General features: G+C 62.6%; 14 protein-coding genes. 13 read left to right on the top strand and 1 reads right to left on the bottom strand.

All coding sequences use genetic code 11. The annotated features are described in order from the left end of the window. Nucleotides 1–679: 679 nt before the first annotated feature. From OIU19_RS10205 to OIU19_RS10190, 4 genes are all read left to right on the top strand, one after another. On the top strand, nucleotides 680–3,265 hold the full coding sequence (locus OIU19_RS10205) for a TonB-dependent receptor (protein ID WP_264234893.1): 2,586 nt from the start codon (nucleotides 680–682) through the stop codon (nucleotides 3,263–3,265). A 180-nt stretch (nucleotides 3,266–3,445) separates the two neighbouring features. Next, nucleotides 3,446–4,054, top strand: coding sequence for a biliverdin-producing heme oxygenase (locus OIU19_RS10200; RefSeq protein ID WP_264234892.1), 609 nt, complete (start codon nucleotides 3,446–3,448; stop codon nucleotides 4,052–4,054). A gap of 52 nt (nucleotides 4,055–4,106) precedes the next feature. Next, nucleotides 4,107–4,520 carry a YbaN family protein gene (locus OIU19_RS10195; RefSeq protein ID WP_264234891.1) on the top strand — a complete coding sequence of 138 codons (414 nt, stop codon included), beginning with the start codon at nucleotides 4,107–4,109 and terminating at the stop codon, nucleotides 4,518–4,520. A 56-nt stretch (nucleotides 4,521–4,576) separates the two neighbouring features. After that, nucleotides 4,577–5,929 (top strand): CoA transferase, encoded by a 1,353-nt coding sequence (locus tag OIU19_RS10190; RefSeq protein WP_264234890.1) that lies wholly within the window; start codon nucleotides 4,577–4,579, stop codon nucleotides 5,927–5,929. Nucleotides 5,930–6,043: 114 nt separating this feature from the next. Here OIU19_RS10190 and arcD (OIU19_RS10185) read toward each other — a convergent pair whose 3' ends face one another. After that, nucleotides 6,044–7,471 (bottom strand): arginine-ornithine antiporter, encoded by a 1,428-nt coding sequence (gene arcD, locus OIU19_RS10185; protein ID WP_264234889.1) that lies wholly within the window; start codon nucleotides 7,469–7,471, stop codon nucleotides 6,044–6,046. Nucleotides 7,472–7,942: 471 nt separating this feature from the next. Between arcD (OIU19_RS10185) and arcD (OIU19_RS10180) the strand changes: the two genes are divergently transcribed. The 9 genes from arcD (OIU19_RS10180) to OIU19_RS10140 all read left to right on the top strand — a co-directional run bounded on the left by arcD (OIU19_RS10180) (nucleotide 7,943) and on the right by OIU19_RS10140 (nucleotide 20,092). Next, on the top strand, nucleotides 7,943–9,370 hold the full coding sequence (arcD, locus tag OIU19_RS10180) for an arginine-ornithine antiporter (RefSeq protein WP_264234888.1): 1,428 nt from the start codon (nucleotides 7,943–7,945) through the stop codon (nucleotides 9,368–9,370). Between the two features lie 32 nt (nucleotides 9,371–9,402). Next, nucleotides 9,403–10,659, top strand: coding sequence for an arginine deiminase (gene arcA / locus OIU19_RS10175; protein ID WP_264234887.1), 1,257 nt, complete (start codon nucleotides 9,403–9,405; stop codon nucleotides 10,657–10,659). A gap of 69 nt (nucleotides 10,660–10,728) precedes the next feature. Then, entirely contained in the window at nucleotides 10,729–11,739 is a 1,011-nt protein-coding gene (locus OIU19_RS10170; protein WP_264234886.1) for an ornithine carbamoyltransferase, read from the top strand. Between the two features lie 126 nt (nucleotides 11,740–11,865). After that, nucleotides 11,866–12,795, top strand: a complete 930-nt coding sequence (gene arcC, locus OIU19_RS10165; RefSeq protein ID WP_264234885.1) for a carbamate kinase — start codon at nucleotides 11,866–11,868, stop codon at nucleotides 12,793–12,795. A gap of 55 nt (nucleotides 12,796–12,850) precedes the next feature. Beyond that, nucleotides 12,851–13,219, top strand: coding sequence for a DUF5064 family protein (locus OIU19_RS10160; RefSeq protein ID WP_264234884.1), 369 nt, complete (start codon nucleotides 12,851–12,853; stop codon nucleotides 13,217–13,219). Between the two features lie 176 nt (nucleotides 13,220–13,395). After that, nucleotides 13,396–14,904, top strand: a complete 1,509-nt coding sequence (locus OIU19_RS10155) for a sigma-54-dependent transcriptional regulator (RefSeq protein WP_264234883.1) — start codon at nucleotides 13,396–13,398, stop codon at nucleotides 14,902–14,904. A 404-nt stretch (nucleotides 14,905–15,308) separates the two neighbouring features. Continuing rightward, complete coding sequence (gene gcvH, locus OIU19_RS10150) at nucleotides 15,309–15,692, top strand: glycine cleavage system protein GcvH (protein ID WP_264234882.1); 384 nt, start codon at nucleotides 15,309–15,311, stop codon at nucleotides 15,690–15,692. Between the two features lie 9 nt (nucleotides 15,693–15,701). Further along, a complete protein-coding gene (gcvP, locus tag OIU19_RS10145; protein WP_264234881.1) occupies nucleotides 15,702–18,557 on the top strand; it encodes an aminomethyl-transferring glycine dehydrogenase in 2,856 nt (951 codons plus the stop codon). A 158-nt stretch (nucleotides 18,558–18,715) separates the two neighbouring features. Next, nucleotides 18,716–20,092: an L-serine ammonia-lyase gene (locus tag OIU19_RS10140; RefSeq protein ID WP_264234880.1), complete on the top strand. Its 1,377-nt coding sequence runs from the start codon at nucleotides 18,716–18,718 to the stop codon at nucleotides 20,090–20,092. Nucleotides 20,093–20,108 lie beyond the last annotated feature (16 nt).

Here is a 20,108-nt window from a genome sequence, read left to right as displayed (position 1 = left end):
ACCAAAGGGTGCCAGCAGCAACGAAGCAAAACCGGTCGCCGAGATCAGCGGCGAGGCCGGCCTGTGGGAGCGGGCTTGCCCGCGAAGAGGCCGGAACAAACAACACAAAATAGAAAAATCAAAATTTGGCTTTGGCTTTGGCTTTGGCTTTGGCTTTGCTTCTGCGAGAGCGTAGCGATTCGCCTGCTCTTGATCTTCCTGCGCGCAAGTTCAGGCGACGCCGATTCGCGACTTCAGGAGGCTGAGCAGAGGTGCCTGGAGGGCCAGGTGCGCAGCACCCTTCGGCGCAGCCGAAGGCGCGAGATGTAGATTTGCGCAGCAAATCGTAGGCCGCGCGGGCCCGGAAGGCGCCGGCGCGAAGGGACCCGAAGCGCAGCGTAGGGCCGGATGGTGGAGCGCACGGCTTTTGGTTACTTTTGGCCACGACCAAAAGTGACCCGCCGTAAGGGCGGAAAGGTGATTCAGCGTCTCCATCGCAAATGGATATACACACCAACCCCAAAACCGACCAAACCAAACACCAAACCCCAAACCCCAAACACCAAACACCAAACACCAAAATTATTTTTACGCGATCCCCCCTCAACGCCCGTCTCGTTATAGCCAATGCAACTGATTCTTGTTTTTACCAAGAACCAGCCAGCACCTATAACAGCCCGCGCGTCAGGGAGCGCCTCCGATGTCCACAGGTCCAACTCGCCCATCTCCATCTTCCCGCCGCATGGGGCAACTGTCCCTGCTCAGCTTGGCCCTCCTCGCCAGCGGCACCTGCAGCCTGCCAGCCCTGGCCGCAGAACCCACCCAGGCCAGCACCCCACGCATGGGCGACTACCGCTTCGCCATCACCCAGCAACCGCTGGTCGCCGCGATCAATGCCTTCAGCGAAGTCACCGGCTGGCAGGTCGGCTTCACCGCCGAAGTCGCCGAGGGCGTATCCTCGCCTGGCGTTCAGGGCTCGCTGCCACCCGAAGCCGCCCTCAAGCGCCTGCTGCACGGCACCGGTCTGAGCTATCGCAAAATCAGCAACGGCAATGTGGTGCTCGAACGCCAGTCGACCGGTAACGCTATCGCCCTGCAGCAGCTGACCGTCAGTGCCACCCGCAGCGCCCAGGACGTTAGCCAGGTGCCAAGCACCGTCAGCGTGCAGACCCGCGAGCAACTGGACCGGCAGAACGTCAATGACATCCAGCAACTGGTCCGCTACGAGCCCGGCGTTTCCGTCGGTGGCACCGGTCAACGCAGTGGCCTGAACGGCTACAACATTCGCGGTATCGATGGCGAACGCGTCCTGACCCAGGTCGACGGCGTGTCGATCCCCGACAGCTTCTTCTACGGGCCCTACGCCCAGACCCAACGCAACTATGTCGACCCGGAGATCGTCAAACGCGTCGAGATCCTGCGCGGTCCGGCCTCGGTGCTGTACGGCAGCAATGCCATCGGCGGTGCAGTCAGCTACTTCACCCTCGACCCACAAGACATCATCAAGCCCGGCAAGGACGTCGGCGCTCGCCTCAAGACCGGCTACAGCTCGGCCGACGAGAGCTGGCTGACCTCCGCCACCGTCGCTGGCCGGCACGGCGACTTCGATGGCCTGCTGCACCTGAGCCAGCGCAATGGCCACGAGACCGAATCCTACGGCGGGCATGGCGGCAGCGGCCTGTCGCGTACCGAGGCCAACCCTGAAGACGTACGTACCACCAACGTGCTGGCCAAGCTCGGCTGGAATTACGCCGACGATGCCCGGCTGGGGTTCACCTACGAGCGCTACAAGGATGATCGCGACCAGAATGTCCTCAGCGCAGTCGGCGGCCCCTTCGGCAACGGCGTTGGCATCGGCATGTACGAGAGCCGCCTGGGCAATGACACCGTCACCCGTGAACGTTTCGGCATCAACCACGAGTTCGCCCTGGATTCGCTGCTGGCCGATCACGTGAAGTGGAGCCTCAACTACCAGATCGCCAAGACCGACCAGCAGACCGAAGAAATCTATGCACCATTCGTGCGGCGCGTGCTGCGTACTCGCGAGACCACCTACAAAGATCGCCAATGGGTAGTCGATGCCCAACTGGACAAAGCCTTCAGCATCGGCGCCACTGAGCATCTGCTGACCTACGGCGCCACCTTCAAGCGCGAGCAAGTCACCGGCATGCGCACAGGCTACGGCACTTGCCTGGCATTTGGCCGCAACTGCGCCGGCGCCGGCGCAGACAGCCCGGACGATCGACTGAACGTCAGCGACTTCCCCGACCCGACCGTCAAGACCTACAGCGTGTTCGCCCAGGACGAGATCCGTTGGAACAACTGGACCTTCCTGCCCGGCGCCCGTTACGACTACACGCGCATGGAGCCGAAGATCACCCAAGCGTTCCTCGCCGGGCTGGACAGCGACAACTCGGGTGCGCCCGCCAGCATCGACGACTCGCCGAAGAAATGGCACCGCGTATCGCCCAAGTTGGGGGTGACCTATGCCTTCAACGACCACTACACCTGGTACGGCCAATACGCCGAAGGCTTCCGCACACCGACCGCCAAGTCGATGTACGGCCGCTTCGACAACCCGACCCTGGGTTATCGCGTAGAAGGCAACCCCAACCTTGAGCCCGAAAAAAGCAAAAGCTACGAGACTGGCCTGCGGGGCAACTTCGATGCCGGCAACTTCGACGTGGCGGTGTTCTACAACAAGTACCGCGATTTCATCGACGAGGATGCGGTGCAGGCCGCCGACCTCGGCCCGACCTTCAGCGCTGGCAACATCAAGCACGCGACCATCAAGGGCGCCGAGTTCAAAGGCCGCCTGAACCTCGATCACTTTGGCGCGCCGCAAGGTCTCTATACCCAGACCTCGATCGCTTACGCCCACGGTCGCAACGATGACAACGGCCAGCCGCTGAACAGTGTCAACCCGCTGACCGGTGTGTTCGGCCTGGGTTATGAGCAAGCCAACTATGGCGGCCTGCTGAGCTGGACGCTGGTCAAGCGCAAGAGCCGGGTCGACGACAGTGCCTTCTTCGCACCCGACGGCACCAGCAAGCAGTTCCGCACTCCCGGCTATGGCGTGCTGGACCTGAGCGGTTTCTACAAAGTGACCGACGACATTACCGTCAATGCCGGGCTGTACAACCTGACCGACAAGAAATACTGGCAGTGGGATTCGGTACGCGGCTATGACGGCCAGGGTGAAGCCGGCGCGACCCAGCCAGCCAATCTGGACCGCCTGACCATGCCTGGGCGCAACTTCGCCATCAACGTGGTCTGGGATATCTGACCCAATCCAGCAGCGACTTATCACGCGATACACCCGCCCCCACCTTCTTCGCGCTTCTGGTGGGCGCGGGGTCGCCCCACGCTGAGGCCACTACCGGCACAACGCAGGTGAGGTTTTTTTACTGTTCTGCGTCTTCTTGTTCGTCTTGTCATTAGACACCCTATTTCCCAAGGATCGACCATGACCACCGCCACCACCGCCGAGCGCCCGAGCCTGCGCTCGCAACGCCTGAACCAGATCACCCACGCGCCCCACAGCGAGCTGGACGTGCTGGTCAAATCCCACGCGCCGTTCGACAGCCGAGAGAGCTTTGCGCGCTTCGTGGTCGCCCAGTACCTGTTCCAATCCGAACTGCAGGCGCTGTACACCGACCCGCAGCTGATCGCCATCGTCCCTGACCTGGCCGAGCGCTGCCGCGCCGAGCAAGCCCGCCTGGACCTGGCTGACCTCGACACCGAAGTCCCAGCGCCGGTAGCCGGTGCCCTGAGCAAACCGAGCCTGGGCGAGGCGATGGGCTGGATCTTCGTCTCTGAAGGCTCCAAACTGGGCGCCGCGTTCCTGATCAAACGCGCGGTGGCCCTGGAGCTGTCGGACAGCTTTGGCGCGCGGCACCTGGGCGAGCCGGCCGGCGGTCGCGCCGAGGGCTGGAAGCAGTTCACCCGCATCCTCGATGGCCTGGAGCTGTCGGCCGAAGAAGAAGCTGCTGCCGAGCGTGGCGCAGTCGCCGCCTTCGAGCGCTTCACTCAGCTGCTCAAGCACGCCTACGCTGCAGACGCGGCGCTGGCCTGATACGCTTTACCCGGCCACAGATCTTGTGGCCGGCCGTTTTTGCAGTGAGACCATGACCCGACCTGCCCGCTCGAAACTTGCCCGCCTGCTGTATGGAATCCTGGCCTACGTGAGCCTGGGGATCGGCCTGGTCGCTATCGTCATTCCTGGCCTGCCGACCACCGAGTTCATTCTCCTCGCCGCCTGGGCGGCAACTCGCAGCTCGCCGCGCTTGAGTGCTTGGCTGGAAAATCACCGGCTGTTCGGGCCGATCCTGTACAACTGGCGCAACGGCAAGGTCATCCAGCGTCGGGCCAAGATCAGCGCGACGATCAGCATGCTGCTCTGCGCCGGGGTGATGCTGACCTTCCTTGAACACCATTGGCCGGTGTTCCTGGCGATCGCCGGCATGACCCTGGGCAATCTGTGGATCTGGTCGCGGCCTGAGCGAGCAACGCCACCTGCAACGAGCTGCAACGCCCGCTGAGATTTGCGTCTGGGCGCCGGATGTACTGCAATGGGATCGATCAAGGAGGATCCTGCATGCAGCCGTTGCTCGACACCATCAGCCAAGCACTGACCCTTAACCCCGCCACTTTGCGCTGGCAGGGCGTCGGCAGTTTGCCCTCGACCTACGCTGTCAGCGAGCTTGCCGCCGCCAGCATTGGCGCCGCCGGCCTGGCCTTGGCGCGCTTGCTTGAACAACAAACCGACAATTATTGCCCATTGGTGCGCGTCGACCGACGCCTAGCCTCGTTCTGGTTCGCCACCAGCCTGCGTCCACGAGGCTGGCAGCCGCCAGGGCTGTGGGATGCGATCGCCGGTGACTACGCCTGCGGCGACGGCTGGATCCGCCTGCATACCAATGCCCCTCATCACCGCGCCGCCGTCGAGCGGGTACTGGGCAGCTGCGCCAATCGCAACGAGGTAGCCAGCAAGGTAGCGAGCTGGAGCGCCGACCAGCTGGAGTCTGCGCTGGTCGCTGCTGGCGGTTGCGCGGCGCGGATGCGCAGTTGGCTCGACTGGTGCGCGCATCCTCAAGGCCAGGCGGTCAATGCGCAGCCGCTGATCCTGCGCGAAACCTTCGCCAGCGATACCCCGCTGAAATGGCGTGGCACTACCCAGCGGCCATTGGCGGGGATCAAGGTACTCGACCTTACGCGCATCCTCGCCGGCCCCATCGCCACCCGCCTGCTGGCCGGCTTTGGCGCCCAGGTACTGCGAATCGATCCCCCGGGCTGGGAAGAGCCGGCAGTGGTTGCCGAAGTCACCCTGGGCAAGCGCTGCGCGCGCCTGGATCTGCGCGATCGAGCCGATCGCCTGGTGTTCGAGCGGCTGTTGGGCGATGCCGACATCCTCGTTCACGGCTATCGCGCAGATGCACTCGAGCGACTGGGCCTTGGTCATGAACGACGGCGCCAGCTCAACCCCGGGCTGATCGATGTCAGCCTCAACGCCTATGGCTGGAGTGGCCCCTGGAAAGAGCGGCGCGGCTTCGACAGCCTGGTGCAGATGAGCACTGGGATTGCCCGCGAAGGCATGCGCTGGCAGCAGGCGAACCAGCCTGTGCCGCTGCCGGTACAGGCGCTGGACCATGCCACTGGCTACCTGATGGCGGCCGAGGCGATTCGCGCCCTGGGCGATCGCCTGCAGACTGCAGCAGGGAGCCGCGCACGTTTGTCACTGGCGCGTACGGCGAAACTGCTGGTCGAGCATGGGACAGTGGGGGATGACCTGCCATTGGCGGCGCAGACAGTGGATGACCTGGATCGGCATCTGGAGCAAACGCCGTGGGGACTGGCGCAGCGGCTCAAGGGGCCGTTGGCGGTGGGCGATGCCGTTTTGCGTTGGGATATCGGCGCCTGCGAACTGGGATCGGCAGCACCACACTGGTGACCTCTACAGCGCATCACGGGCCAAGCCCGCTACAGGGTCAGCGCGGCAATTGACGATTGCATTGTTCCTGAGCGGGCTTGCCCTGCGATGCGATAACAGCAGCACCCAATGGAGTCAAAGACTCAGCAACCCCGAATACAGCGCATAGGCCGCCAACCCCGCGCCCACCAGTACCGCTGCAAAAATCAATTTCTCCCAGCGGGTAAACAGGGCCTGCCCCTGCTCATGCTTGGCCCGGGCGAACAGAATCACCCCCGGCGCATAGAGCAAGGCCGACAACAGCAGGTACTTCAGCCCCCCGGCATACAGCAGCCAGATGGCGTAAATCAGCGCCACCCCCGCAATCAACAAATCCTTGCGCCGCAGATTGGCCTGGCCTTCATAGCCCTCCCCGCGCACCGCCAGCAGCACCGCATAGGCCGCCGACCACAGGTACGGCACCAGGATCATCGACGAGGCCAGGTAAATCAGGCTGGTGTAAGTTCCTGCTGAAAACAGCGTGATCAGCAGGAACCCCTGGATCATGCAGTTGGTCAGCCACAAGGCATTGGCCGGTACCTGGTTGGCATTCTCCCGGGTCAGAAAGCGTGGCATAGTCTTGTCGCGGGCGGTGGCGAAGAGGATCTCCGCGCACAGCAGCGCCCACGACAGCAGCGCACCGAGCAGCGACACCGCCAGGCCGATGCTGATCAGCAAGGCCCCCCATGGGCCGACGATGTGTTCGAGCACCGAGGCCAACGATGGATTCTGCAACCCCGCCAGCTCAGGCTGGGTCATGACCCCCAGCGACAGCACGTTGACCAGCACCAGCAAGGCCAACACCCCAAGAAAACCGATCACCGTCGCCTTGCCCACGTCCGAGCGGCGCTGCGCTCGCCCCGAATAAACGCTGGCGCCCTCGATGCCGATGAACACGAACACCGTCACCAGCATCATGTTGCGCACCTGCTCCATCACGCTGCCGAACTGGGGGTTGCTCAGGCCCCAGATATCGCGGGTGAAGATATCGGCGCGAAAGGCAAAGGCAGCAATCACGATGAACACCAGCAGCGGCAACACCTTGGCCACCGTGGTCACCTGGTTGATGAACGCCGCTTCCTTGATCCCGCGCAGTACCAAAAAGTGCACCGCCCACAGCAGCAACGAGGCGCAAGCGATGGCGATCGGCGTATTGCCCTCGCCGAACACCGGAAAGTAAAAACCCAAGGTACTGAACAGCAGGACGAAGTAACCGACGTTGCCCAACCACGCGCTGATCCAGTAGCCCCACGCTGAGGAAAAGCCCATGTACTCGCCAAACCCCGCCTTGGCGTAGGCATACACCCCCGAATCCAGCTCCGGCTTGCGATTGGCCAGCGTTTGGAACACGAAGGCCAAGGCCAGCATGCCCACGGCGGTAATGCCCCAGCCGATCAGCACGGCGCCGACATCGGCGCGCGCTGCCATGTTCTGCGGCAACGAGAAAATCCCACCGCCGATCATCGAGCCGACCACCAAGGCGATCAACGCGCCGAGCCGCAGTTTTTGTCCCGGCTCGCTCATGGCGCCTCCCGATCAGTACCCAGAAAAAGGCGCGCCCAGCGGCCCCGGCGGCGCAGTGTCATACCCATGTAACACTCCTTGCATTCATATATAGCGGCGGCGCTTTTATAGTAGACCACGTGATGAAATCTGCCGGGCTCATAACTAGCCCGTCTATGCAGCAGGCAACTAACCCTGCGGGATATGTGGATATACCCATGCCGTTAAGGATACCACCGTCTTTTTCCTGAAAAATTTGCTTCTTACTCAAAAGCGGCTAGCTTCAAAGTTCGCAGGCGAAACAGAGCGTTTGCTCTAGATGTACATGGAGGTGCCAGCGCATAAGGCCTGCGGCAGAGCTGTCGGCACTCTCCAGGAGACGCGTGAAGGATTTTTCTCACTTTACGTCGTCATGAACTGATCTACATCAGCGAATGACCCCGGCGTCAGTTTTATTCTGTCGTCAACTTTCTCCTGGTACGGAGTTGTTAAATGTCTGATTCTCCCGGAAAACTAAAACTCGGTGCACTTGTTGCACTTGTCGTCGGCTCCATGATTGGCGGCGGGATCTTCTCCTTGCCGCAAAACATGGCTGCCAGTGCCGGTGTTGGTGCCGTGCTGATCGGCTGGGCCATCACCGCGGTGGGCATGCTCACCTTGGCCTTCGTGTTCCAGACGCTGGCCAACCGTAAACCGGACCTCGATGGCGGGGTGTACGCCTACGCCAAGGCCGGGTTTGGCGACTACATGGGCTTCTCTTCGGCATGGGGTTACTGGATCAGCGCCTGGTTGGGCAACGTCGGTTACTTCGTCTTGCTGTTCAGTACCCTGGGTTACTTCTTCCCGATCTTCGGTGAGGGCAATACCCCGGCGGCGGTGATCGGCGCGTCGATCCTGCTCTGGGCCGTGCACTTTCTGGTACTGCGCGGGATCAAGGAAGCGGCGTTCATCAACCTGGTCACCACCGTGGCCAAGGTCGTGCCGCTGGCGCTGTTCGCCCTGATCTGCCTGTTCGCCTTCAAGCTCGACGTGTTCACCGCCGACATCTGGGGCCTGGGCTCGCCAGATCTGGGCAGCGTGATGAACCAGGTGCGCAACATGATGCTGGTCACCGTCTGGGTGTTCATTGGCATCGAGGGTGCGAGCATCTTCTCCTCACGGGCAGAAAAACGCTCGGACGTGGGTAAAGCCACGGTCATCGGCTTCATCACCGTGCTGCTGTTCCTGGTGCTGGTCAACGTGCTGTCGATGGGCGTGATGACTCAACCTGAGCTGGCCAAGCTGCAGAACCCGTCGATGGCGGCCGTGCTTGAGCACGTGGTCGGCCACTGGGGTGCGGTGCTGATCAGCGTCGGCCTGATCATCTCGCTGCTGGGTGCCCTGCTGTCGTGGGTACTGCTGTGTGCGGAGATCATGTTCGCCGCCGCCAAGGACCACACCATGCCGGAGTTCCTGCGCCGCGAGAACACCAACCATGTGCCGGCCAATGCCCTGTGGCTGACCAACGCCATGGTGCAGATCTTCCTGGTCATTACGCTGTTCTCGGCCAGTACCTATCTGTCGCTGATCTACCTCGCCACCTCGATGATCCTGGTGCCTTACCTGTGGTCGGCGGCCTATGGCTTCCTCATGGCCCTGCGCGGCGAGACCTATGAACAAGCCCCCGGCGAGCGCAACAAAGACCTGATCATCGGCGCCATCGCCCTGCTCTACGCGATCTGGCTGCTGTATGCCGGCGGGGTCAAGTACCTGCTGCTGTCGGCCCTGCTGTATGCCCCTGGCGCGATCCTGTTCGCCAAGGCCAAGCGCGAACTGGGCCAACCGATTTTTACCAACGTGGAGAAGCTGATCTTCGCCGCCGTAGTCGTGGGCGCGCTGGTTGCGGCCTATGGCCTGTACGACGGATTCCTGACTCTGTAATCACTGAATTTGCATGATGGAGGCAATGAACCATGTCCACCGATAAAGTTAAGTACGGCGTCCATTCCGAAGCCGGCAAACTGCGCAAAGTGATGGTTTGCTCCCCGGGCCTTGCCCACCAGCGCCTGACCCCGAGCAACTGCGACGACCTGTTGTTCGATGACGTCATCTGGGTCAACCAGGCCAAGCGCGACCACTTCGACTTCGTCACCAAAATGCGTGAGCGCGGTATCGAAGTGCTGGAAATGCACAACCTGCTGACCGAGACCATCCAGAATCCTGAAGCGCTGAAATGGATCCTCGATCGCAAGATCACCCCAGACACCGTTGGCGTTGGCCTGACCAACGAGGTGCGCAGCTGGCTCGAAGGGCTGGAGCCACGCAAGCTGGCCGAGTTCCTGATCGGCGGCGTGGCCGGTGAAGACCTGCCCGACAGCGAAGGCGCCAGCGTGATCAAGATGTACCGCGACTACCTGGGCCACTCCAGCTTCCTCCTCGACCCGCTGCCCAACACCCAGTTCACCCGTGACACCACCTGCTGGATCTACGGTGGCGTGACCCTGAACCCGATGTACTGGCCAGCGCGCCGTCAGGAAACCCTGCTGACCAGCGCGATCTACAAGTTCCACCCCGAGTTCACCGGCGCCGACTTCGAAGTCTGGTACGGCGACCCGGACAAAGACCACGGCAAGGCCACCCTGGAAGGCGGCGACGTCATGCCGATCGGCAATGGCGTGGTGTTGATCGGCATGGGCGAGCGCACCTCGCGCCAAGCCATCGGCCAACTGGCTCAATCGCTGTTCGCCAAGGGCGCGGTGGAAAAAGTGGTGGTCGCCGGCCTGCCGAAATCTCGTGCTGCGATGCACCTGGATACGGTGTTCAGCTTCTGCGACCGCGACCTGGTCACGGTCTTCCCGGAAGTGGTCAAAGAGATCGTGCCGTTCGTCATCCGCCCAGACAGCAGCAAGCCGTATGGCATGGATGTACGTCGCGAGAACAAGTCGTTCATCGAGGTGGTGGCCGAGTCGCTCAACCTTAAGCAACTGCGCGTAGTCGAAACCGGCGGCAACAGCTTCGCCGCCGAACGCGAACAGTGGGATGACGGTAACAACGTAGTGGCCGTGGAGCCTGGCGTTGTCATCGGCTACGACCGCAACACCTACACCAACACCCTGCTGCGCAAGGCCGGAGTGGAAGTCATCACCATCAGCGCCGGTGAGCTGGGCCGCGGCCGTGGCGGTGGCCACTGCATGACCTGCCCAATCATTCGCGACCCAATCGACTACTAAACGACCATCAACCCGGCGGCGCTTACAAAGCGCCGGCCGGGCCGATTACCGAACTCAAGGAGAATCATCATGGCGTTCAACATTCATAACCGTAACTTGCTCAGCCTGGAACACCACACCACGCGCGAGTTGCGTTACCTGCTCGACCTGTCCCGCGATCTGAAACGCGCCAAGTACACCGGTACCGAGCAGCAACACCTGAAGGGCAACAACATCGCCCTGATCTTCGAAAAGACCTCGACCCGCACCCGCTGTGCATTCGAAGTCGCCGCTTACGACCAGGGCGCCAACGTTACCTACATCGACCCCAACTCCTCGCAGATTGGCCACAAAGAGAGCATGAAGGACACCGCCCGCGTGCTCGGGCGCATGTACGACGCGATCGAGTACCGTGGCTTCAAGCAGGAAATCGTCGAGGAGCTGGCCAAGTTCGCTGGCGTACCGGTATTCAACGGCCTGACCGATGAATATCACCCGACCCAAATGATCGCCGACGTGCTGACCATGCGCGAACACAGTGACAAGCCGATCCACGACATCAGCTACGCCTACCTGGGCGACGCCCGTAACAACATGGGCAACTCGCTGCTGCTGATCGGCGCCAAGCTCGGCATGGACGTACGTATCGCCGCGCCCAAGGCACTGTGGCCACATGATGACCTGGTCGAGCGCTGCAAGAAGTACGCAGAAGAAAGCGGTGCGCGCATCACCCTCACCGAAGACCCGAAAGCAGCGGTCAAAGGCGTGGACTTCGTGCATACCGACGTTTGGGTATCGATGGGTGAGCCGGTCGAAGCCTGGGGCGAACGTATCCAGCAACTGCTGCCCTACCAGGTCAATGCCGAGTTGATGAAAGCCACCGGCAACCCACGGGCCAAGTTCATGCACTGCCTGCCGGCGTTTCACAACTCCGACACCAAGGTCGGCAAACAGATCGCCGAGCAGTATCCGAACCTGAAGAACGGCATCGAAGTGACCGAGGACGTGTTCGAGTCGCCAGCGTGCATCGCCTTCGAGCAGGCGGAAAACCGCATGCATACGATCAAAGCGATTCTGGTCTCGACCCTGGCTGACCTGTAACCCCCGAGCAGGGGGCTTTTGTGGGAGCGGGCTGGCCCCGCGATTGCGCCAGCCGCAACGACGCCATCGCGGGGCAAGCCCGCTCCCACGGGCCCGTCCCATATTCTCTCTGAAGGACACTTCATCATGCGTATCGTTGTTGCATTGGGCGGCAACGCCCTGCTACGCCGCGGCGAGCCGATGACCGCTGACAACCAGCGCGCCAATATCCGCACCGCCACCGAGCAAATCGCCAAGATCCACCCTGGTAACGAACTGGTCATCGCTCACGGTAACGGCCCGCAGGTCGGCCTGCTGTCGCTTCAGGCGCTGTCCTACAAACCCGACGAAGCCTACCCGCTGGATGTGCTCGGCGCTGAAACCGAAGGCATGATCGGCTACATGATCGAACAGGAGCTGGGCAACCTGCTGGACTTCGAAGTGCCGTTCGCCACCCTGCTGACCCAGGTCGAAGTCGACGCCAATGACCCGGCCTTCAAAGACCCGACCAAGTTCATTGGTCCGGTCTACTCCAAGGAAGACGCCGAGCGCCTGGCCAAGGAAAAAGGCTGGGTGGTCAAGGCCGACGGCGACAAGTACCGGCGAGTGGTTGCCAGCCCCAAGCCCAAGCGCATTTTCGAAATCCGCCCGATCAAGTGGCTGCTGGAAAAAAGCAGCATTGTCATCTGTGCCGGCGGCGGCGGCATTCCGACCATGTACGACGAAAATCGCAAGCTCAAGGGCATCGAAGCGGTGATCGACAAAGACCTGTGTTCGGCGCTGCTCGCCGAACAGCTGGAGGCCGACCTTCTGATCATCGCCACCGACGTGGATGCGGCCTATATTGATTGGGGCAAGCCGACGCAGAAAGCCATTGCCCAGGCGCACCCCGACGAACTCGAGCGCCTAGGCTTCGCCGCCGGTTCCATGGGGCCGAAGGTGCAGGCCGCCAGTGACTTTGCCCGTAACACCGGCAAGGTCGCGGTGATCAGCTCGCTGGAAAACATCGAGGACATCGTCAAAGGCACTGCCGGCACCCGTGTTTCCACGGCCCAGCCAGGTATCAGCTACCGTTGAATGCAGTTGGCGGGTGCTCGGCACCCGCCGTTTCAACCTTCCGGAGGATTGCACTGTGGCTCAGTTCCAACCTGGTCATGTACACATCGAACGTACCGCGCTCAACACCAATGATCACAGCTACGATCTGAACATCAACTACGAGGTAGCCCAGGACCCCAGGGAAGGCCGCGGTATCCAGTTCCACATGCATGGCAGCATCGAGGGCAAGCCGGTGGACGAGAAGTTCTTTCTCGCCAAGGACCAGGTCTTGCCGAGTTTTCTCAGCCTGGCCACGCGCAAGGCCCAGAGCTACCTGCCAGCGCCGAAGAAATTCGAGTCGCTAGGATCGACGCACAAGATCTACGACCTGATGTTCGAAGACATCCGCGTCCAACTGGATGTGAAGTCTGGCGATCCGATCAAGCCTGAGCATCTGGAGTAACCCGCATCAGGGCTGCTGCGCAGCCCATCCAGGCTCTGCCACCTGGTACCCCTGCTCCTCCCGCAGGACCAAACACATCCCTTGAAGACACAAGCTGACGCAGCCTGCGATGGGCCGCGAAGCGGCCCCAGATAAGGCATACTTGCGCATCTGCTCGCCCAAAGCCCGAAACTCCCATGCGCATCCACGTCAGCTTCATCGACCGCGTCGGCATCACCCAGGAAGTCCTGGCCCTGCTCGGTGCCCGCAACCTCAACCTGGACGCCGTGGAAATGGTCCCGCCGAACGTCTACATCGACGCCCCGACCCTCAGCCCCGCAGTGCTCGAAGAGCTCCACGACGCCCTGTTCGAAGTGCACGGCGTGCAGTCGGTGGAAGTGGTCGACATCCTCCCCGGCCAGCGTCGCCATTTGCAGCTCGATGCCCTGCTCGCGGCCATGAGCGACCCAGTGCTGGCGGTGGACAGCGCCGGCAAGGTGCTGCTGGCCAACCCGGCCCTGATCGCCCTGTGCGGGCGGGAGTCGGCTGGGCGTTCGGTCGGTGAATTGTTCAAAGACCCCGACCTGCTCCAGGCGCTGCTGGACAACAACTTCCACCTGCCGATGCGCGAGATGCAGCTCGACGGCCAGAGCCTGCTGCTCGATGCCACGCCCATTACCAACGCCGGTGGCCTGCTCACCTTGTATCCGCCCAACCGCATGGGCGAACGCTTGTCAGCGCTGCACCACGATCACGCCGAAGGCTTTGACGCACTGCTCGGCGACTCCCCGGCCATCCGCACCCTCAAGGCTCGCGCCCTGCGCGTAGCGGTGCTCGATGCGCCGTTGCTGGTGCACGGCGAAACCGGCACCGGCAAGGAGCTGGTAGCCCGCGCCAGCCATGCCCTGAGCAGCCGCCATGCCGCGCCCTTCCTGGCACTGAACTGCGCGGCACTGCCCGAGAGCCTGGCCGAGAGCGAGCTATTTGGCTACGCCCCCGGCGCGTTTACCGGCGCCCAGCGTGGTGGCAAGCCAGGGCTGATGGAACTGGCCAACCAAGGCACGGTGTTTCTCGACGAGATTGGCGAGATGTCGCCCTATCTGCAGGCCAAGCTGTTGCGTTTTCTCAGCGATGGTAGCTTCCGCCGGGTAGGTGGCGATCGCGAGGTCAAGGTCGACGTGCGCATCATCAGCGCCACCCATCGCGACCTGGAACGGATGGTCGCCGAGGGCAGCTTTCGCGAAGACCTGTTCTACCGCCTCAATGTACTCAACCTGCAAGTGCCGCCGCTGCGTGAACGCGGTCAGGACATCCTGCTGCTGGCGCACTACTTCATGCAGCAAGCCTGCACCCAGATCCAGCGCCCGCCTTGCAGGCTGACACCGGGCACCCATGCTGCCCTGCTGGCCAACCCTTGGCCGGGCAATGTGCGCCAGTTGCAGAACGTGATTTTCCGCGCGGCGGCGATTTGCGAAAGCGATCTGGTGGATATTGGCGATCTGGATATCGCCGGCACTTCAGTGGCGCGCGGGCAAGAGGCCGAGGTGGGCAGCCTGGAGCAGGCGGTGGGGGAATTTGAGCGCGAGCTGTTGCAGCGCCTGTATGCCAGCTACCCCTCGACCCGGCAACTGGCTGGGCGCTTGCAGACTTCGCATACCGCGATTGCCCAGCGGCTGCGCAAGTATGGGATTCCCGGCAAGGCCTGAATCGATTGTACTGGGCTGCTTCGCAGCCCTTCGCGGGCAACCCCGCTCCCACAGGTACGGCGCCGCTCTGAAGATAAGCGCTGTACCTGTGGGAGCGGGCTTGCCCGCGAAGGGCCGCAAAGCGGCCCCATGCTTACCCATTCGTATCGATTTCGAAACATTGTATTGATTTCATTACAGGCACGCTGCATCCACCTCTACCAAGGGTTTGATCCTAAATATCATTTGCCCAAATAAAGCTTCGTAACGATTTCATTCCAAAAAGTGCCCACACCCCTTCTTTTTTATTTATAAACAATTGATTTTTAACAACTTTTATTAGATGGCCACAATATTGCTTAGGGAATTCCCACCCAAGAGCGCGGCCCACCGCGCCTACGCCCCAGCTTCCCTGAGGAATTCCCATGAGCGAGTTGCGTTTCACCGAAGATCACGAATGGCTGCGTACTGAAGCCGATGGCAGCGTCACCGTAGGCATCACCGCCTTCGCCCAGAACGCCCTGGGTGACGTGGTCTATGTGCAACTGCCGGAGCTGCAAAGCTACGAGCAAGGTGCAGAAGCCTCTACCGTCGAATCGGTCAAAGCCGCCAGCGGCGTGTACATGCCACTGACCGGTGAAGTAGTCGCGGTCAACCAGCAGCTTGCCGATAAGCCCGAACTGGTCAACGAAGATCCGCTGGGCGAAGGCTGGTTCTTCCGCTTCATCCCCGCCGATGCCAACGCCGTGGCTGCCCTGCTCGACCAGGACGCCTACGACCGCCTGATCAAAGCCAATGCCGACGCCTGAGGAACTGCCATGACCATCAACCTCGGCACCGCCAACGAATTCATCGCCCGCCATATCGGCCCACGCAGCGCTGACGAGCACGCCATGCTCGCCACCCTGGGCTTCGACTCGCTCGAGGCGATGAGCGCCGCCGTCATCCCCGACAGCATCAAGGGCACCAGCGTCCTGGGCAGCAGCGACGGCCAGAGCGAAGCTGATGCGCTCGCCGCGCTTAAAGCCATCGCCGGCAAGAACCAACTGTTCAAGAGCCTGATCGGCCAGGGTTACTACAACACCCACACCCCGGCACCGATCCTGCGCAACCTGCTGGAAAATCCGGCCTGGTACACCGCCTACACCCCGTACCAGCCAGAAATCTCTCAAGGTCGCCTGGAAGCGCTACTCAACTTCCAGACCCTGATCAGCGACCTGACCGGCCTGCCGATCGCCAACGCCTCCCTGCTCGACGAAGCCACCGCGGCTGCCGAGGCCATGACCTTCTGCAAACGCCTGTCGAAGAACAAGGGCAGCCATGCCTTCTTCGCTTCGGCCCATTGCCACCCGCAAACCCTCGACGTACTGCGCACCCGCGCCGAACCGCTGGGCATCGACGTGGTGGTTGGCGATGAGCGTGAACTGACCGACGTCAGCGCCTTCTTCGGCGCGCTGCTGCAATACCCGGCGAGCAATGGCGACGTGTTCGATTACCGCGAACTGGTGCAGCGTTTCCATGCGGCCAACGCCCTGGTCGCAGTCGCTGCCGACCTGCTGGCCCTGACCCTGTTGACCCCACCGGGTGAGTTCGAAGCCGACGTGGCCATCGGCAGCGCCCAGCGTTTCGGCGTGCCGCTAGGCTTCGGTGGCCCGCACGCGGCCTACTTCGCCACCCGCGACGCGTTCAAGCGCGACATGCCGGGGCGTCTGGTCGGCGTGTCGATCGACCGCTTCGGCAAGACCGCCCTGCGCCTGGCCATGCAGACCCGCGAGCAACATATCCGCCGCGAGAAGGCCACCAGCAACATCTGCACCGCGCAGGTCCTGCTGGCCAACATCGCCAGCATGTTCGCCGTGTACCACGGCCCGGCCGGCCTCAAGCGCATCGCCGAACGCACTCATGCACTGACCGCGATCCTGGCCGCAGGCCTTGAGCAACTAGGCGCCAAGGTCGTCACCCAAGCCTATTTCGATACCCTGACCCTGGCCACCGGCCAAGCGACCGCCGCCCTGCACGACAAGGCGCGCGCCCAGCGCATCAACCTGCGCCAGATCGACGCCGAGCATCTGGGCCTTTCGCTCGACGAAACCAGCACCCAGGCCGATGTCGAAACCCTCTGGCAGCTGTTCGCAGGCAACCAGCCTGTGCCTGAGTTCGCCGCCGTTGCCGCGGCCAGCGCCTCGCGCCTGCCAGCCGCGCTGCTGCGCCAATCGGCAATTCTCGAACACCCGGTATTCAACCGCTATCACAGCGAAACCGAGCTGATGCGCTACCTGCGCCGCCTGGCCGACAAGGACCTGGCGCTGGATCGCAGCATGATCCCGCTGGGCTCGTGCACCATGAAGCTCAACGCCGCCAGCGAAATGATCCCTGTGACCTGGGCCGAGTTCGGCAATCTGCACCCGTTCGCGCCTGCCGAACAGAGCCAGGGCTACCTGCAGATGACCACTGAGCTGGAAGCCATGCTCTGCGCCGCCACCGGCTACGACGCCGTGTCGCTGCAACCCAACGCCGGCTCCCAGGGCGAATACGCAGGCCTGTTGGCGATCCGTGCCTACCACCGCAGCCGCGGCGAGGCGCATCGCAATATCTGCCTGATTCCCTCCTCGGCCCACGGCACCAACCCCGCTACCGCGCACATGGCCGGTATGCGCGTGGTGGTCACCGCGTGTGACGCGCGTGGCAACGTCGACATCGACGATCTGCGCGCCAAGGCCCTCGAGCACCGCGAGCAGCTCGCGGCGATCATGATCACCTACCCATCGACCCATGGCGTGTTCGAAGAAGCAATCGGCGAGATCTGCGCGATCATCCACGACAACGGCGGCCAGGTGTACATCGATGGCGCCAACATGAACGCCATGGTCGGCCTGTGTGCCCCCGGCAAGTTCGGTGGCGACGTGTCGCATCTGAACCTGCACAAAACCTTCTGCATCCCCCACGGGGGTGGTGGCCCGGGCGTCGGCCCGATCGGCGTCAAATCGCACCTGGCGCCGTTCCTGCCAGGCCACGCCGCACTGGAAAACACTAGCGGCGCCGTTTGCGCAGCACCGTTCGGCAGCGCCAGCATTCTGCCGATCACCTGGATGTACATTCGAATGATGGGTGGTGCGGGGCTTACCCGGGCTTCGCAGATGGCCATCCTCAACGCCAACTACATCGCCCGTCGCCTGGAAGAGCACTATCCTGTGTTGTACACCGGCGGCAATGGCCTGGTAGCGCACGAATGCATCCTCGACCTGCGCCCGCTCAAGGACACCAGCGGCATCAGCGTCGATGACGTGGCCAAGCGCCTGATCGACTTCGGCTTCCACGCCCCGACCATGTCCTTCCCGGTCGCCGGCACACTGATGATCGAACCGACCGAAAGTGAGTCCAAGGAAGAACTGGACCGTTTCTGCGAGGCGATGATCAAGATTCGTGAAGAGATTCGCGCAGTCGAGACCGGCAGCCTGGACAAGGACGACAACCCGCTGAAGAACGCGCCGCACACCGCCGCTGAGCTGGTCGGCGAGTGGAACCATGGCTATAGCCGTGAGCAGGCGGTGTACCCGCTGGCGAGCCTGATCGAAGCCAAGTACTGGCCACCGGTGGGCCGCGTCGACAACGTGTTTGGTGATCGCAACCTGGTGTGCGCTTGCCCGTCGATCGAGAGCTATCAGGACGTCTGAGCCCAGGCCCATGCGGGGGCTGCGCTGCAGCCCATCGCAGGCTCCGCCAGCTCCCACACCAGCAACACTCATAGCCCTGTAGGAGCGGACGTTGCCTGCGAGTGGCCGCCAAGCGGTCCTGCTGCTGCGCCAAGCCCACCGAACCGAGGAGCAAGCTAATGTCACTGAGCGTCTTTGACCTGTTCAAGATCGGCATCGGCCCCTCCAGTTCTCACACCGTTGGCCCGATGCGCGCCGCTGCGCGCTTCGCCGAAGGGCTGCGGCGCGATCACCTGTTGAGCCTAACCGTCAGTGTCAAAGCCGAGCTGTACGGTTCGCTGGGCGCCACCGGCAAAGGCCACGGCAGTGACAAGGCGGTGTTGCTCGGCCTGGAAGGCGAGCAGCCCGACACGGTCGACACCGAATCCATCCCCGCCCGCCTGCAGACAATCCGCGAAAGCGGCCAGTTGCGCCTGCTCGGCGAACAGCCGATTGGCTTCGTCGAAAAGCAGCATCTGGCGATGATCCGCAAACCGCTGGACTACCACCCCAACGGCATGATCTTTCGCGCTTTCGACGCAGCCGGATTACAAATCCGCAGCCGCGAGTACTACTCGGTCGGTGGCGGTTTCGTGGTCGACGAAGAGGCGGCTGGGCACGATCGCATCGTCGAGGACCGCACGCCACTGACCTACCCCTTCACCACCGGCAAGGAACTGCTCGCCCATTGCAGCGCCCAGCAACTGTCGTTCAGCCAGGTGATGCTGGCCAACGAAGCCGCCTGGCGCCCGGAAAGCGAGACCCGTGCTGGCCTGCTGCGAATCTGGCAAGTGATGCAGGACTGTGTCGCGGCCGGCTGTCGCCATGAGGGCATCTTGCCGGGCGGGCTGAAGGTCAAGCGCCGGGCGCCGGCGTTGTACCGGCAACTCAGCCAGCACCCGGAGGCGAGCCTGCGCGACGCCTTGTCGGTGCTCGACTGGGTCAACCTCTATGCCCTGGCGGTCAACGAAGAAAATGCCAACGGCGGGCGCGTAGTCACCGCACCGACCAATGGCGCGGCCGGGATCATCCCGGCGGTTCTGCACTACTACATGCGCTTCGTGCCCGGTGCCAGCGACGATGGCGTAGTGCGTTTTCTGCTGACCGCCGCGGCTATCGGCATCCTGTACAAAGAAAACGCCTCGATCTCCGGCGCCGAAGTGGGCTGCCAGGGCGAGGTCGGCGTAGCGTGCTCAATGGCCGCTGGGGCGCTGTGCGAAGTGATGGGCGGCACCCCGCAGCAAGTCGAGAACGCTGCCGAAATCGGCATGGAACACAACCTGGGCCTGACCTGCGATCCCATCGGCGGCTTGGTTCAGGTGCCCTGCATCGAGCGCAACGCCATGGGCTCGGTGAAGGCGATCAACGCCGTGCGCATGGCCTTGCGCGGTGACGGCCAGCACTTCGTCTCGCTCGACAAGGTGATCCGCACCATGCGCCAGACCGGCGCCGACATGAAAAGCAAATACAAGGAGACCGCCCGCGGCGGTCTTGCCGTCAACATCATCGAATGTTGAGCCAACAACAAATCAA

The sequence above is a fragment of the Pseudomonas sp. BT-42-2 genome (assembly GCF_025847435.2).
GTDB classification, from domain to species: Bacteria; Pseudomonadota; Gammaproteobacteria; order Pseudomonadales; family Pseudomonadaceae; genus Aquipseudomonas; species Aquipseudomonas urmiensis.
This window is presented reverse-complemented; position numbering and strand designations above follow the sequence as displayed.